The organism is Enterobacter asburiae, from assembly GCF_008080435.1.
In the GTDB taxonomy this organism is placed as follows: domain Bacteria; phylum Pseudomonadota; class Gammaproteobacteria; order Enterobacterales; family Enterobacteriaceae; genus Enterobacter; species Enterobacter asburiae_C.
This window is the reverse complement of record NZ_VRKN01000001.1, coordinates 72284-87214: the sequence shown is the minus strand read 5'-3', so window position 1 is coordinate 87214 and position 14931 is coordinate 72284. Positions and strand designations below refer to the sequence as shown.

General features: G+C 57.9%; 13 protein-coding genes. 2 read left to right on the top strand and 11 right to left on the bottom strand.

The window, feature by feature from the left end:
- The first annotated feature begins 149 nt into the window (after positions 1 to 149).
- Together FU672_RS00400 and araJ are read left to right on the top strand one after the other, a co-directional pair.
- Positions 150 to 794, top strand: a complete 645-nt coding sequence (locus FU672_RS00400; RefSeq protein ID WP_148241720.1) for a QnrE family quinolone resistance pentapeptide repeat protein — start codon at positions 150 to 152, stop codon at positions 792 to 794.
- A gap of 120 nt (positions 795 to 914) precedes the next feature.
- Positions 915 to 2090, top strand: a complete 1176-nt coding sequence (gene araJ, locus FU672_RS00395) for an MFS transporter AraJ (RefSeq protein ID WP_148241719.1) — start codon at positions 915 to 917, stop codon at positions 2088 to 2090.
- 6 nt (positions 2091 to 2096) lie between these two features.
- Here the strand turns inward: araJ and FU672_RS00390 are convergent, their stop codons facing one another.
- The 11 genes from FU672_RS00390 to bdm all read right to left on the bottom strand — a co-directional run bounded on the left by FU672_RS00390 (position 2097) and on the right by bdm (position 14930).
- Positions 2097 to 3188 carry an alkylhydroperoxidase domain protein gene (locus tag FU672_RS00390; RefSeq protein ID WP_148241718.1) on the bottom strand — a complete coding sequence of 364 codons (1092 nt, stop codon included), beginning with the start codon at positions 3186 to 3188 and terminating at the stop codon, positions 2097 to 2099.
- A 10-nt stretch (positions 3189 to 3198) separates the two neighbouring features.
- A complete protein-coding gene (locus FU672_RS00385; protein WP_148241717.1) occupies positions 3199 to 4188 on the bottom strand; it encodes a putative FMN-dependent luciferase-like monooxygenase in 990 nt (329 codons plus the stop codon).
- Positions 4185 to 5792, bottom strand: a complete 1608-nt coding sequence (locus FU672_RS00380) for a dipeptide ABC transporter ATP-binding protein (protein ID WP_148241716.1) — start codon at positions 5790 to 5792, stop codon at positions 4185 to 4187. Before FU672_RS00380 ends, FU672_RS00385 begins: the two co-directional genes overlap by 4 nt.
- The gene (locus FU672_RS00375; RefSeq protein ID WP_148241715.1) at positions 5789 to 6640 is read right to left on the bottom strand and encodes an ABC transporter permease; all 852 of its coding nucleotides are present in this window, start codon (positions 6638 to 6640) and stop codon (positions 5789 to 5791) included. Before FU672_RS00375 ends, FU672_RS00380 begins: the two co-directional genes overlap by 4 nt.
- Positions 6637 to 7581: an ABC transporter permease gene (locus FU672_RS00370; protein WP_024909556.1), complete on the bottom strand. Its 945-nt coding sequence runs from the start codon at positions 7579 to 7581 to the stop codon at positions 6637 to 6639. The genes FU672_RS00375 and FU672_RS00370 overlap by 4 nt, the downstream gene beginning before the upstream one ends.
- A gap of 10 nt (positions 7582 to 7591) precedes the next feature.
- Entirely contained in the window at positions 7592 to 9211 is a 1620-nt protein-coding gene (locus FU672_RS00365; RefSeq protein ID WP_148241714.1) for a TIGR04028 family ABC transporter substrate-binding protein, read from the bottom strand.
- 149 nt (positions 9212 to 9360) lie between these two features.
- On the bottom strand, positions 9361 to 10371 hold the full coding sequence (gene adhP, locus FU672_RS00360; protein ID WP_148241713.1) for an alcohol dehydrogenase AdhP: 1011 nt from the start codon (positions 10369 to 10371) through the stop codon (positions 9361 to 9363).
- 196 nt (positions 10372 to 10567) lie between these two features.
- Positions 10568 to 12280 carry an ABC-F family ATP-binding cassette domain-containing protein gene (locus FU672_RS00355; RefSeq protein ID WP_148241712.1) on the bottom strand — a complete coding sequence of 571 codons (1713 nt, stop codon included), beginning with the start codon at positions 12278 to 12280 and terminating at the stop codon, positions 10568 to 10570.
- Positions 12281 to 12607: 327 nt separating this feature from the next.
- Positions 12608 to 14305, bottom strand: a complete 1698-nt coding sequence (locus FU672_RS00350) for an NAD-dependent malic enzyme (RefSeq protein WP_148241711.1) — start codon at positions 14303 to 14305, stop codon at positions 12608 to 12610.
- 176 nt (positions 14306 to 14481) lie between these two features.
- Positions 14482 to 14619: a stationary-phase-induced ribosome-associated protein gene (gene sra, locus FU672_RS00345; RefSeq protein ID WP_100122084.1), complete on the bottom strand. Its 138-nt coding sequence runs from the start codon at positions 14617 to 14619 to the stop codon at positions 14482 to 14484.
- A 95-nt stretch (positions 14620 to 14714) separates the two neighbouring features.
- Positions 14715 to 14930, bottom strand: a complete 216-nt coding sequence (bdm, locus tag FU672_RS00340) for a biofilm-dependent modulation protein (RefSeq protein ID WP_023335793.1) — start codon at positions 14928 to 14930, stop codon at positions 14715 to 14717.
- Position 14931: the final 1 nt, after the last annotated feature.

Genomic DNA, 14931 nt, shown 5'->3' with positions numbered 1-14931 from the left:
GCTTAGAAGGAACTAACACTTTGAAGTGTAATGCTGACCTGCAACCTTCGCGGGAATTTTTGACATGTGTGTCTGATAAGCGTGTTTCCCTTCATCAGGTAACGGGTTAGAATGGTGAGGTGTACTGTATAAATAAACAGGTGGGTGTGATGGCATTGATTTTTGAGGGCGAAAAAATCGGTCGTACTCGTTTTACCGGCGAGAAAATAGAGAATGCAATCTTTCGTAACTGCGACTTTTCAGGCACGGATTTAACCAGCACTGAGTTTATCGGCTGTCAGTTCTATGACCGGGAAAGCCAGCAGGGCGGTAAGTTTACTCGGGCGCAACTTAAAGATGCTATTTTCAAAAGCTGCGATTTATCGATGGCGGATTTCAGGCATTCGAATGCATTAGGTATCGAAATCCGTGAATGCAGGGCGCAAGGGGCTGATTTTCGCGGGGCCAGTTTTATGAACATGATCACTACGCGTACCTGGTTTTGCAGTGCTTACATAACAAAAAACAACCTGAGCTATGCCAATTTTTCGAAGGTGGTTCTGGAAAAATGCGAGTTGTGGGAAAACCGCTGGAACGGTGCGCAAATACTCGGTGCCACCTTCAGCGGCTCGGATATGTCGGGGGGCGAGTTCTCATCTTTTGACTGGCGAGCAGCCAATTTTACCCACTGCGATCTGACCAACTCAGAACTGGGTGAACTGGACGTGCGTGGTATTGATTTGCAGGGTGTCAAACTTGACAGCTATCAGATTGCCCAACTGATGGAGCGGCTTGGCATCGTTGTTTTGGGCTAACGGTATTCACAACCTTACCTGAATTAATGGATTAACCTGTCAGCCAACGGATTTGAACTGGCTCACCATACAAGATTATTCAATAATGCCCGTCGCGAGTGATTAACCAGTGGTTGAAGTATGAAAAAGACAATTTTTTCGTTGGCACTTGGCACATTTGGCCTGGGGATGGCTGAATTTGGCCTTATGGGCGTGCTCACCGAACTGGCACATGACACCGGTATTTCGATTCCCTCCGCCGGGAATATGATCTCGTTCTATGCTTTCGGTGTGGTGATTGGCGCCCCGATTATGGCGCTGTTCTCAGGCAAGTTCTCGTTAAAAACCACGCTGCTGTTTCTGGTGGCGATGTCCGCTGTCGGAAATGCCCTGTTTACGTTTTCCACGTCGTACTTCTGGCTGGCGCTGGGACGGCTGATTTCCGGTTTTCCCCACGGGGCCATTTTTGGCGTCGGGGCGATTATCCTCTCCAAAATTGCGCCACCGGGTAAGGTGACGGTCGCGGTGGCGGGGATGATCGCCGGTATGACCGTGGCCAACCTGGTGGGCGTTCCGCTGGGGACCTGGCTCGGGCACCAGTTCAGCTGGCGTTATACCTTTTTTCTGATTGCCGTGTTCGATGCGCTGGTGATCCTCTCGGTTCTGCTCTGGGTGCCGGACATCCACGACACATCAGAAATTAAATTGACCGAGCAGTTCCACTTTCTGAAAAAACCAGAACCCTGGCTGATTTTTGCCGCCACCATGTTTGGCAACGCCGGGGTGTTTGCGTGGTTCAGCTTCGTTAAGCCGTTTATGGTCAACGTCTCCGGTTATTCAGAAGGGATGATGACGGCCATCATGATGCTGATGGGGCTTGGCATGGTGTTAGGCAATCTGCTGAGCGGTAAACTCTCGGGACGTTTTAGCCCGCTGCGCATTGCGGCCACCACCGACATGGTGATTGTCGCCTCACTGCTGCTGCTTTTCGCCTTTGGCGAACTGAAAACGGCCTCGCTGGTCATGGGCTTTATCTGCTGTGCCGGGCTGTTCGCACTCTCTGCGCCGCTACAAATTCTGCTACTGCAAAATGCGAAGGGCGGTGAGATGCTGGGTGCGGCAGGGGGGCAGATGGCGTTTAATCTCGGCAGTGCGATTGGCGCGTATTTTGGCGGGATGATGATAACCCTCGGCTTTAGCTGGCGTTACGTCACGCTGCCGGCGGCAATACTCTCTTTCTCGGCCATGAGTGCACTGCTGATCTACGGTCACCTGCGGGCCAGACGGGCTCAGGCTAACGCTCGCGCGCTAGCCTGACAGGTTTCAGGAAAGCCAGGGCTCACCCAGGGTCAGCATCAGGCGGTTGGCCCAGGCGAAGAACGCTGCGGACTGCACCAGATCAAGCTGCGCTAAGGTATCCAGCCCCTCTTTTTCCAGCGCGGCCAGGTGCAACGGCGTGGCGGCAGGCGGCGTGACCGACAGCGCCGCCGCAAAATTGATTTCCGCCTGCCAGCGAGCAGATTGCCCCTCGCTGAGGGATTGCCCCGGACGCACCGCCAGAAGCGCCTCTACCGCAGCGTCATCCTTTGACAGCTGGCTGGCTTTACGCGCATGGACAGATGCGCAGTAAATGCAGCCGTTAATTTTACTGGCTACCGTTGCGGCCAGCTCGCGCTCGGCGCGCGGCAATCCCCCCGATGTATAAAAAATCCCTTTATCCGTCAGTGTGCGCTGTTCAAGCACCGGCAGGTTGCGCGCCAGCAGGCGGAAGTAGTCGGAATCGATATGACCAAATTTCGTCAGGATGGCAACCTCATCGTCACGGAAGTCCGCCAGTGGTTTGGCCGCTATCCACGGCTCCCATCCCAGCTCCTGTTGGGTAAACGCGACGGGGGCCGCCTTTCCGGTGACCGTTGTTGCGGTCGTGTGCCAGATGCCTGCCGCCACCGGCGCATCGCTTTTGGCGACGGGCTTGTCGTTCAGCAGCCGCAGCCCGGTGATGAGTCGGCTCTGGAAGCTCACAAACGCGACGAGCTGCGCCAGGGTAACAATGCCTTCCTTACTCCATCCCGCCTGGGTCAGCGCCTTTAACGCTGCAGGCGTCGCTTCGACGGGGGAGAACGTCAGCAGCCGCGCGAAATTCAGCGCCGGGGTCAGGCGTTCTGAGGTGGGGTCGGCCAGGCCAAACCCCGCATAGTGCGCGGCCAGCGCCTCCGCGCTGTGCCACCTGGCAACTTTCGCCGCCACGGCGAAACGCTCGTCGAGTGCAAAATCATCATCCTGCTGGCTAAAGAGGATTTCGTAGCTGCCCTGCGCGTGGCGCGTGGCGGCATCCCGCGTGGCGCGCGCCTCAGCCAGAGGGGAACCGGGTTTAATTTCCGCCAGCTCGGCGTGAATGTCCTGACTTAATGACATAGGTGTCTCCTCAAAGGATGTGGGGGGCAATACGTTCGGCGATCAGTTCGATGGACCGCAGCGTGTCGCGATGCGTGGGTTCGACCGAATGGACCTGGAATGAGATATCCGTGGCGCGCCTGAGAATGGAATCAGCATTCAGTGAATGCAGCACCGTATCGGGCGAACCAATATGGGCGTCAAACTGACGGCGATAGTCGGTGACACTGTCACCTTTAACCGTGTGACCGGCAGCGCGATGCTGCTGGGCTTGTTTCGTGAGGCCCGGCGCTGCGACCTTGAGCGCATAGTCGTCGCTGTCGGCAATGAACGCCGTACGGGAGGCCAGAATACGCGGTGCGATGCCCGCAGGCAGCGCATCGAGGTAGGCATCCACAATCGGGTTCTGGATCTCGTCGAGCGTTAAATCCAGCCGATCGGCCGGGCGCGGCTGCGTGCGCGAGAGCATTAAACCGTGTCCAGCCTGCGCGGCGCGAACGGCTCCGTCAACAGAGAAGGTGGCAATCCAGATACGGTCAGCAAGCTGTGGCGCAGGCGGGTAAAGGTGGTTATCCGGATGGGTGAGTGAATCCCCGCGCCAGGCGCTTTGGATCACATGCAAATGGTCGGCAAAGGCCGCGCCGCGCTCCTCAAACGTCAGGCCGAACGGCAGAAATGAGGTCGGTGTGCCACCCGAACCAAAACCGACTTCAAGGCGGCCATTGGCGAGTAAATCGAGCACGGCGGCATCTTCTGCGACGCGCAGCGGGTTTTCCATCGGCAGGGTAATGATGGCCGTGCCCAGGCGGATGGTTTCGGTATGCGCGGCTACGTGCGCCAGAAACAGCAGCGGCGACGGCAGGCCGCCTTCACTTTCGTGGAAGTGGTGCTGCGCAATCCAGGCGCTGTCAAAACCGTGGCGTTCGGCGTGGCGGATCTGTTCAGTTGCCAGACGATAGCGCTCCTTCGGCGTAGCGTCGTCAAGCAGGCGGGTGAAAAATCCCAGGCGTTTTCGCGTCATGCGAACTCCTCCGTAGCGGGTGAAAAATGGGGAATGGCGGCAATCAGCTCGCGGGTATAATCGTTCTGCGGCGACGCGAATAAGGTTCCGACGTCGCCCTGTTCAACCACCTGACCGCTGCGCAGCACCGTGACGCTGTGGGCGATGCGACGGACGGTTGACAGATCGTGCGTGATAAAGAGGTAGGTTAATCCCAGTTGCTGCTGCAACTGCTGAAGCAGAGCCAGGATCTGCGCCTGCACGGTGACGTCCAGCGCGGAGGTGGCTTCGTCCAGCACCAGAATGGTCGGCTCCAGGATCAGCGCCCGGGCGATGGCAACGCGCTGACGCTGCCCGCCTGAAAGTTCCCGGGCGGGGCGGCTCAGGATATCGACGGGCAGGGCAACCCGCTGCGCCACTGTCTCTACCCGGACCTTTCGCTCCGCCTTACTGAGGCGAGAAAAGTTCTTCAGGGGCTCTTCGACGATCTCAAACAGCGTCTGACGTGGGTCGAGAGAGGCAAACGGGTTCTGGTAGACAAACTGGATCTTCTGGCGCAGCTGACGGCGGGCCTCGCGGCTGAGCGCGGTGGCATCAATATCATCAATGATGACCTGTCCGCTGTCTGCCTGTTCAAAACCCAGCAAAATACGGGCGAGGGTGGTTTTCCCGGAGCCGGATTCACCGACCAGCGCATGCGTGCTTCCGCGCCTGACGTCAAACGTCACCCGATCCAGCGCCTGAAGCTGATGACCTTTGCCCAGGGAGAATTGTTTGCTGATGGCGCGGGCGCGAATGGTCGGTGAAGCAAGCGGGCGGCCGGCCACCGGGGCGATGGTCAGGCGCTGGCCCTGGAGATCGCTCAACAACTGACGGGTGTAAGCGTGCTGCGGCGTGCGGACGATATCGGTGGTGTTGCCGTGCTCCTGAACCTCGCCATCGCGAAAAACCAGCAGCCTGTCCGCGCGCTGTGCAGCCAGCGCCAGATCGTGGGTGACAAACAGAACGGCGGTACCTGATTCCCGGCGCAGAATATCCAGCAGATCGAGAATGCGTTTTTGCACCGTCACATCCAGCGCGCTGGTGGGCTCATCGGCCACGATCACATCCGGGCGCAGGGCAATGGCGATGGCAATCAACACGCGCTGTTTCATTCCGCCGGAGAGCTGATGGGGATACTGCGTCATGCGTTGTTCGGGGTGGCTCAGGCCGACCTTTGTCAGCAGGGCGAGCACCTGCTCGTCGCGCTCGGCGCGGGTCACTTTCTGGTGGAGCTGAATGATTTCTCCGACCTGCGCACCGATGGTTTTCACCGGGTTGAGCGAATTACCCGGATCCTGGGGCACCAGGCTAATTCGCGCCCCGCGAAGGGTATCGAGACGCTTAGCGGACCATCGGCTAATCTCCTCGCCGTTGAGCGATATTTTTCCCGCATCGCGCCGGGCGTTATCGGCCAGCAGGCCAATGATCGCCTGCGCCGTGGTCGTTTTGCCGGATCCGGATTCGCCGACAAACGCCAGCATTTCCCCTCGCCCGAGCGTGAAGCTGACGTTATGCACCACCTCTCGCCACTGGCGAGCGGTACGGTAGCTGATCGTCAAATTTTCTACTGAGAGCACGCTCATTTGCGACCTCCGCTGAACTGTTGGCTAATACGGTTGGTGGCCAGCACCACGGCAATGACGACCGCGCCGGGGAAGGTGGTGAGCCACCAGGCGGTAGAGAGATAGTTACGACCTTCGGCAATCAGCAAGCCCCATTCCGGCACCGGCGGCGGGGTGCCGTAGCCGAGAAAGCTCAGCGTGGAGAGCGCCAGGATGGCCTGACCAAACTGCAGCGTGGCAAAGGCGAGGACGGCGGTTAACGCGTTGGGCAGGATGTGTCGCCACAGCACGGCGAAAAACGTCCCGCCGCTGCCAAACGCCGCTTCGACATAATCCGTGTGCCGGATGCGCACCACTTCACCGCGCGCGAGGCGGGCGAAGCTGGCAATGGAGGCCACGCCGACGGCAATCGCGGCGTTAACGGTGCCAAATCCGAGCAGAATAATCACCGTCAGCGAGAGCAGCAGAGACGGGATGGACAGCAGCACGTCGACAAAGCGCATCAGCAGCGACTCAACGCGTCCGGCGAACGCCCCGGCAATCACCCCTAAGCCTGTACCGACCAGCAGACCCATCGTCACGGCGGCCAGCGCCGCGCTCAGAGAGTGTGATGCACCATAGACAATACGCGTGTAAACATCGCGGCCAAGCTGATCGGTGCCGAGCCAGTGTCCCGCCTGCGGCGCCAGGCGTTGTGCGCCGGCGATGCCCTCAATCGGGCTGTAGTGGGTTAACAGGCCGGGCGCCACGGCGGCAAAAGCGGCGAGTATAATCACCCCCCATGCCAGCCACAGCCCCGGTTGCCATTCCACTCCCTGCCACGCTGGAACGCGTTTTCGCGCGGCGGCAGCGTAATCGACCAGACTCATGATGCACCTCCGGTAACGGTTTGCAGACGGGGATCCAGCAGCGGCATCAGCAGATCCACCAGCAGATTGATCAGGACAAAACCGAGGGCGGAAATCATCACCACTGCCTGAAGCACCGCGATATCCTGGTTATTCACCGCCTGCTGGGTCAGCTGCCCGAGCCCGCTGCGGCCAAAAACGGTTTCCGTGATCAGCGCCCCGGCAATCAGCTCGCCCAGCAGCAGCCCGGCAATATTCAGGACCGGCAGCAGGGCGTTGCCAGTAACGTGACGCCACAGGACGGCGGTTTCACTCAGCCCTTTGGCCCGGGCGACGGCGACAAACGGCTGCGTCGCTACCTGGTCCAGACTGCGCATCAGAATTTGTGCCAGCGGGGCGGAGATAGGGATCGCGACTGTCACGATCGGCAGGATCAGCCCCTGCAGAGGCGTCGGGTTAATCACCGGGATCAGCCGCAGCTGAAAAGAGAAGAGCTGGATGAGGGCAATCCCCAGCCAGAACGTCGGTAAGGAGATAAACAGGACCGGCAGTGACTGGAGGGTATTGCTCAGCCAGCGCAGCCCTGGCAGACGCGATGCAAAGGCCAGCGCAAATGCCAGCAGGACCGCCAGTACAAACGCGGGCAGGGCGAGACTCAGGGTATCCGGCAGATTGCTGGCAATCAGCTCGCTGACCGGCACTCCGGCCTGTAACGAATAGCCGAAATCCCCGCGCAGCATCGCCAGCAGCGTGTGGCCGTATTGCTGCCACAGCGGGCTGTCCGCGCCGTAGGCCACGCGCATCTCCTCGATTTGCGCCGGGCTTAAGCCCAGGTCCGGGTTCTGAAATTTAATCAGCACCGCGTCGCCCGGCAGCACCTGGAGCAACACGAACGAGAGGGTAAAGGCGGCCCACAGCACCAGCAGCCCGTGCCCAAAGCGTTGAAGAAGTGCGTGGCGCATCGTCAGCTCCTCAGTGTTTCTCAATCCACGCGCCGTAGAACGACGGGCGGCCTACCGCTTCAAAATTGACGCCTTTCAGCCACGGCGCACCGGCAAAGACCTGCGGCTCTTCGAAAATCGGAATGACGTAGGCGTTATCCAGCAGGTAGCGCTGGGCGTCTCCCGCCAGCTGCAGACGTTTTTGCGGATCGACCTCAGCAGAAATGTTCACCAGCAGTTCATTCAGCTTGTCGTCACGGAAGTTTTTGACCTTGTCGCTGGATCCGCCTTTTTGCAGCAGCGCGTCGCGGTTAGCCGGGTAGAACATGCTTTTCACCACGTCAGGATCGGCGCGGCCCACTTCGGAGACGGTTAACGGGGTTTTCAGCGGGTCAAGGTTATCCAGCGTGCGGCTGCCTGCGTCACCGGCTTTGACGCTCAGCGCCACGCCCACCTGCCGCCACTGCTGGGCAACCAGCTGCAGCACCTCTTTGTTTTGCGGCTGCGGCAGGGATTCATACACCGTCAGTGCCAGACGTTGGCCGTCTTTGGTGCGGATCCCGTCGCTGCCTGCTTTCCAGCCCGCGTCGTCCAGCAGCTGGTTGGCTTTTGCCGGGTCAAAGGTCAGTTTGTCGCTGAGGTCGACAAAGCCTGCGGCGGAATCAGCAATCACTGACTTCGCCTGCGGATAGTTGGCCGAGAAGAGAGTCTCGACCACCTGTTTTGCATTGGTGGCATGCAGCAGCGCCTGGCGTACGCGGATATCGGAGACCAGCGGGTTATCCGGGCGGAAGCTGATGCTGTCATTCACCCCGCGCGTCGGGGCCGCGTAGATCTTATAGCCCTGGTCTGTAGCCTGCTTTTCGTCATACGCCTGCACCTGGCGAATAAAGTCGGCCTGGCCGGCCAGCAGGGCGCCGACGCGCACGCTGTCTTCCTGGGTCACGATAAACTTAATGCCATCGAGATTGGCTGGCCCCTGTTGTGGCAGATTTTTCGGTCCCCACTGGTAGTCTTTGCGTGCTTCGAGCGTCACTTCACGACCCAGCTTCTCGTCCTTCACGACAAACGGGCCGGAACCAATGATGTGGCGGGCATCCCCTAGTTCTTCGAAGTTGCGCTTCAGCGTGCTGAGCGAGACCAGACCCGAGCCAATGGTGGCGGTGCCTTGCAGGAACCCCGGCGACGGTTTTTTGAAGTAGAACTTCACGGTCAGCGGGTCGATGACTTCGCTACGGTCGTAGTTATTGATCACTTCTGACACCGGCAGGCGCTGCGCCTTATTGCCTGAACCGTAGGTATCAAAGTTTTTCGCCACGGCGTTGGCGTCCAGCGGCGTGCCGTCGGAGAAGGTGATGCCGGGACGAAGTTTAAAGGTGTATTCGGTTTTATCGGCGTTGGTGGTCCAGCTTTCTGCTACCCAGGGTTCCACCTGCAGCGTCTTTGGGTTCTGCCACGTCAGTTTATCGGTGATTTGATTCAGAATGCCGCCGTTCGGGTAAAAACCACCGGCAGGCGGATAGAGGTTGGTGTGCGCCTGTTGCTCCAGATAAATCAGCGTGCCGCCTTTGACGGGCGCATCAGCGGACCAGGCTGCGGTTGTCGCCAGGATCAGCGCCGTCAGCAGCGGCAGACGAAATGGGGTTTGCATGGTGAATTCCTTTGTTATCTTCTTGTTAGCGTCGGATTCATCATCGGGCGCGGGGGAAAACAAGGGAACAAAGGAATTAAGATAAGGATTGCCGGAAAGTGGCTATAAAAAAACCGCCCCGGTGAGGAGCGGTGATGAAAGATGCACGGTTATGAACGTAAGTCGATCACCATACGGCCGCGAATCTGGCCCTGTTCCATCTCTTTAAAGATGGCGTTGATGTCCTCCAGCGGGCGCATCGTGACTTTCGGCACGACCTTACCTTCAGCGGCGAACTGGAAGGCTTCCTGCAGATCCTGACGGGTACCGACCAGCGAACCCACCACCTGAATGCCGTCCAGCACCAGACGCGGAATGTCGAGGCTCATCGCTTCCGGCGGCAGGCCAACCGCGACCACGCGGCCACCGGCACGCACGGCATCCACGGCTGAGTTGAATGCTGCTTTTGCGACGGCAGTGACGACTGCGGCATGCGCACCGCCCGTTTTCTCCTGCACAATTTTAGCGGCATCTTCGCTGCGGGAGTTGATGGTTAAATCCGCACCCATGCTGGCCGCCAGCTTCAGCTGTTCGTCATTAACGTCAAGGGCGATGACTTTGGCGTTAAAGACGTTTTTGGCGTACTGCAGCGCGAGGTTGCCCAGCCCGCCCAGACCATAGATTGCAATCCACTGGCCCGGTTTGATACCAGAGACCTTCACCGCTTTGTAGGTGGTAACGCCAGCGCAGGTGATACTGCTGGCCGCCGCCGAATCCAGACCGTCCGGCACTTTTACCGCGTAATCCGCGGTGACGATGCACTCCTCCGCCATCCCGCCGTCTACGGAATAACCGGCATTTTTCACATCACGGCACAGGGTTTCATTGCCGGTATTACAATATTCGCAGTGACCACAGCCTTCAAAAAACCAGGCCACGCTAGTGCGGTCGCCGACTTTCAGCGACTTCACGCCCGGGCCGACTTCTTTTACGATACCAATCCCTTCATGGCCCAGGATAACCCCGGTTTTATCACCGAAATCACCGTTCTTCACGTGAAGATCGGTATGGCATACGCCACAGCACTCCATCTTCAGCAGGGCTTCTCCGTGCTTTAGCGGGCGTAAGGTTTTTTCAGTGACATTGACCTGGTGATCCTGAGTGACAACAGCAGCCTTCATGTGTATCTCCTTGTTCATGATAAGAATCTGCATAGCAGGTGTAGTACTCCTTAAGGATTGATACATTAGCCTGGTAATGCAAGGCTGCGGCAACATAATGCCATCATTTGATTCGATTACAGATTAAGAATACGGCGTTCCTCCAATAATTTAGGGGGAAAATACTGGCCCGACGAGATGCTCGCCGGGCGCAGACTTACAGCTGTGCTTCTATCTCCTTAATCTCTTTACGCCATTGTGCCTGAAGCTGTGGCTTCTGATGCTTTGGCTTACGCGCCAGATCGTCTTCCAGCAGCGTTTCCAGCGCGACCAGCCGTTCGAGCAGATCGTCATACGGCGAAGATTGAACCGTCGTAGTGGCGATAACAGGTGCGGTGGATGTCACCAGCCCCGCGCTTTCACGCAGGCGCTCAAACACCGCTTCTGCATCGTGCCACTCGCTCAGCTTTCCCTCTTCAATCAGCCAGAAACGGTTGCAGCTTTGGCTAATTAACTGACGGTCATGGCTGACCAGCATAACGCCGCCTTCGAACTGCTGAAGGGTTTGCGCCAGCGCCTCTTTGCCTTCCATGTCAAGGTGGTTGGTCGGCTCATCCAGCATCAGCAGGCTGTAGCGGGCAAGCGTCAGGCCAACGAACAGCAGGCGCGAGCGTTCGCCCCCGCTGAGCGTGCTGACCGTTTGCCCGTGACGCGCCCACGGGAAACCCGCGCTTATCAGTGCCATTTTGCGGTTCTGCGGATCCGGTGCGAAAGGCTCCAGCGCGTCGAGCAGCGTGGCGTTGTCCGCAAGCTGATGAAGCGTCTGGTCGTAATAGCCTGGCGACACGCGCGGGTGTAGCTTCAGGCCATCATGGATCAGCACATTGGCAAACTGTTGCCAGATAAGCTTCATCAGTGACGATTTGCCGCAGCCGTTACGACCGACAATCGCCACGCGATCGCCGCTTTTTAGCCGCGCCACATCGATGCTGAACAAGGCCGGCAGGCCAGGAGCAGGGGGCACGTCGAGGTTTTGCATCTCCAGTAAACGGTCTGCCCGCAGCGCGTCGCCGCGCAGGGTTAACGTCCACTGGCTGCCTGCCGTAAGCGCCGTCTGGCTCTCCTTCAACCGTTCGACCTGTTTTTCCATCTGTTTGGCTTTACGGGCCAGGTCTTCGTTGTCGTAAACCTTGCCCCAGGTCGCCAGCCGCTTCGCGCTGGCGGTCACGCGGTCGATCTCTTTTTGCTCTGCCTTGTGGCGCTGCGCGTCGCTTTCATCTTTTGCTTCCAGCGCCTTGCGGGCGGCCGTGCAGGGAAGAGCGAAGTAGTGCAGCGTTTTATCGCGCAGGATCCAGCTGCCGTTAGTGACGGCATCCAGCAGCTGTCTGTCATGCGAGACCAGCACGAAGCTGCCTGACCAGTTCTGTAAAAAGTGCTCCAGCCAGAGCATGGTCGGCAAATCAAGGTGGTTGCTGGGTTCATCGAGCAGGAGCAGGTCCGGGTCATGAATCAGCGCCCGTGCAAGCAGCAGGCGGGTGTGTTGCCCGCCGCTGAGCGTGGCCGCGTGCAGCATCATATCCTGCGGCGTGAAGCCCATGCTCGCCAGCAGCGTTTCGGCTTTCCACCGCAGGCTATCGTGCTCAGCTAAAGGTAACTGCGCAAGTACGGCATCCAGCATGGTTAGCGGGAAAATGGCGTCCGGAAGATGTTGCTCCACACGTGCCATCAGGCACTGTCCGGCCAGCGCTACCGTTCCGACGGCAGGGGAGTCTGTGCCGTCCAGCACCTTCAGCAGCGTGCTTTTTCCGCAGCCGTTGTCGCCCAGCAGGCCAATGCGGTCGCCTTTTTTCAGCGTAAAGGAGAGTGAGTCGAAGAGCGTGCCAAACGCCGTATCAACGCGTAAAGATTGTGCAGTGAGTAAAGTGCTCATTGTTGCTTACCCAAGAGTTACAGGCATGTTTATGCCTCGTCAAACATCGCTGACGATAACTCAGTAAGCCCGAGAGAAGGGATTTCAGGGGTTGGTGTCTTCGCTCAAGCAGAAGTTATCGCAGCACGATACCGATAACGCTTGAGCTGGTGCGATCACCAAGAGTATGTGAAAAATTAAAAATTTCACAGTACAGCATAATTGGCCTCCTTATATATTCAGTGGGTTAATGAATGAAAGGAGTGTAGCGGGGATTTTCTGGCCCGGCAAGCGGGCACTGTGCAAACGATTTGCCGGGTGGCGGCTGCGCCTGACCCGGCCTACGTTTTAGATGGACGTCCTGCGATAGCTGCGGTATTCCGGCATCCAGAAGTTGTCGTCGATGGCCTGCTGCAGCGCGTCGGCAGAAGTTTTCACCGCCACGCCCTGCTGCTGCGCCATTTTACCTACCGCAAACGCGATAGCGCGCGACACCTTGTGAATGTCTTTTAGCTCCGGCAGCACCAGCCCTTCACCGTTGTTGACCAGCGGCGAGTAGCCCGCGAGGGTTTCGCTCGCCGACATCAGCATTTCGTCGGTAATGCGGGACGCACCGGAGGCGATCACGCCCAGACCAATGCCAGGGAAGATGTAAGAGTTGTTGCACTGGGCAATCGGATAGGTTTTATCCTTCCACACCACCGGGTCGAACGGACTGCCGGTCGCGACCAGCGCGTTACCTTCTGTCCAGGCGATGATGTCCTGCGGCGTCGCTTCCACGCGGGAGGTCGGGTTGGAAAGCGGCATCACGATAGGGCGCTCGCAGTGCTTGTGCATCTCGCGAATAATCTCTTCGGTAAAGAGACCGGTTTGCCCGGAAACGCCGATCAGGATATCCGGCTTCACGTTGCGCACCACGTCCAGCAGGGAAAGGACTTCGTTATTGGTATCCCAGTTTTTCAGGTTCTCACGTTTCTGCACCAGCCTGGTCTGGAACGGCAGCAGGTTCGGCATACCGTCGGTCAGCAGGCCGAAACGGTCAACCATAAAGACGCGGGAGCGGGCCAGCTCTTCGCTTAAGCCTTCGCGCTGCGTCTGGGCGATAATCTGCTCGGCGATACCGCAGCCCGCAGATCCTGCGCCCAGGAAGACGATTTTCTGGTAGCTCAGCTGGCTGCCGGCTGCGCGGCTGGCGGCGATAAGCGTACCCACGGTCACGGCAGCGGTGCCCTGGATGTCATCGTTAAAGGAGCAGATCTCATCGCGATAGCGGTTCAGCAGCGGCATCGCGTTTTTCTGCGCGAAGTCTTCAAACTGCAGCAGAACGTCCGGCCAGCGGTGCTTCACGGCCTGGATGAAATCGTCGACAAACTGATAGTACTCGTCGTCGGTAATACGCGGGTGGCGCCAGCCCATATAGAGCGGATCGTTGAGCAACTGCTGGTTGTTGGTGCCGACATCCAGCACCACCGGCAGGGTATACGCCGGGCTGATGCCGCCGCAGGCGGTGTAGAGAGAGAGTTTACCGATTGGGATCCCCATCCCACCAATGCCCTGGTCGCCGAGGCCGAGAATACGTTCGCCGTCAGTCACCACAATCACTTTGATATTGTGGTTAGGCACGTTCTGCAGAATATCGTCCATGTTGTGACGGTTCTGATAAGAGATGAATACCCCGCGGGAGCGACGGTAGATCTCTGAGAAACGCTCGCAGGCCGCACCCACCGTCGGGGTGTAGATCACCGGCATCATTTCTTCCAGATGGTTCTGCACCAGGCGATAGAAGAGGGTTTCATTGGTGTCCTGAATGTTACGCAGGTAGATGTGTTTGTCGATTTCAGTTTTGAAACCCTGATACTGGATCCACGCGCGCTCCGCCTGTTCTTCAATGGTCTCAACCACTTCCGGCAGCAGGCCAAGCAGGTTAAAGCTGCTGCGCTCTTCCATGCTGAAGGCGCTGCCTTTGTTGAGCAGGGGGAATTCAAGTAAAACCGGTCCGGCGTATGGGATGTATAAGGAACGATGTTTTTTCAGTTTGTTGTCCATGTCACTCACTCTTTTTATGAAGATCCGTCCCTGACACTGCTGTTTGTCATCTTTCTGGCCTGTGCGATGGGGTGCGGTCAGGCGGTATTATAAAGGAGCTAAATATTAATTACCGCAACACATAAACAAAAACACCATCGGGATTACCGATGGTGTTCTGGATCTCAGTCTGGAACTTACTTGCCCGCGTGGCGTTTTCTGCCGGTGGTGTGAGTGACCTGCGTTTCATGGTCGCCTTCAATCACCACTTTACGCTGATTAGAAAGCTTGTAGTTCAGTCCCAGAATATGGCGTGCCTGACGGTTCGATTTCATGTTAACTCCTCAATCCTGTTGATAGTTTTAAGGACCAGTTTGCTTACGCAAACGAAATGTAACCCCTTAGGTTGCTGATCCAGCTTAGCAGGTTTTTACAAAGGTGCGTTTTGCCCGCTGACAACGTAGTTAATGGTCTGCTGGTAGATGTCACTGAGGATGTCATTATCTGTGGATTCCACCCACTTAGTCAGTTCCATCAAAATGTCATCTTCAGTCACAGCACCGTGCTCGGCGTGAAGACCCTGCGCAATCGCGTTAACGAGTTCAGGTTGTGCTGCTGTGGTATTCGCCGGGTAATAAGTAAACATG

What these genes read in the sequence shown, in the direction of transcription:
- araJ (WP_148241719.1), top strand. Translation starts at nt 915, where the DNA reads ATGAAAAAGACAATTTTTTCGTTGGCACTTGGCACATTTGGCCTGGGG.
- FU672_RS00365 (WP_148241714.1), bottom strand. Translation starts at nt 9,211, where the DNA reads ATGCAAACCCCATTTCGTCTGCCGCTGCTGACGGCGCTGATCCTGGCG.
- FU672_RS00380 (WP_148241716.1), bottom strand. Translation starts at nt 5,792, where the DNA reads ATGAGCGTGCTCTCAGTAGAAAATTTGACGATCAGCTACCGTACCGCT.
- bdm (WP_023335793.1), bottom strand. Translation starts at nt 14,930, where the DNA reads ATGTTTACTTATTACCCGGCGAATACCACAGCAGCACAACCTGAACTC.
- FU672_RS00370 (WP_024909556.1), bottom strand. Translation starts at nt 7,581, where the DNA reads ATGCGCCACGCACTTCTTCAACGCTTTGGGCACGGGCTGCTGGTGCTG.
- FU672_RS00350 (WP_148241711.1), bottom strand. Translation starts at nt 14,305, where the DNA reads ATGGACAACAAACTGAAAAAACATCGTTCCTTATACATCCCATACGCC.
- adhP (WP_148241713.1), bottom strand. Translation starts at nt 10,371, where the DNA reads ATGAAGGCTGCTGTTGTCACTCAGGATCACCAGGTCAATGTCACTGAA.
- sra (WP_100122084.1), bottom strand. Translation starts at nt 14,619, where the DNA reads ATGAAATCGAACCGTCAGGCACGCCATATTCTGGGACTGAACTACAAG.
- FU672_RS00400 (WP_148241720.1), top strand. Translation starts at nt 150, where the DNA reads ATGGCATTGATTTTTGAGGGCGAAAAAATCGGTCGTACTCGTTTTACC.
- FU672_RS00390 (WP_148241718.1), bottom strand. Translation starts at nt 3,188, where the DNA reads ATGTCATTAAGTCAGGACATTCACGCCGAGCTGGCGGAAATTAAACCC.
- FU672_RS00375 (WP_148241715.1), bottom strand. Translation starts at nt 6,640, where the DNA reads ATGAGTCTGGTCGATTACGCTGCCGCCGCGCGAAAACGCGTTCCAGCG.
- FU672_RS00355 (WP_148241712.1), bottom strand. Translation starts at nt 12,280, where the DNA reads ATGAGCACTTTACTCACTGCACAATCTTTACGCGTTGATACGGCGTTT.
- FU672_RS00385 (WP_148241717.1), bottom strand. Translation starts at nt 4,188, where the DNA reads ATGACGCGAAAACGCCTGGGATTTTTCACCCGCCTGCTTGACGACGCT.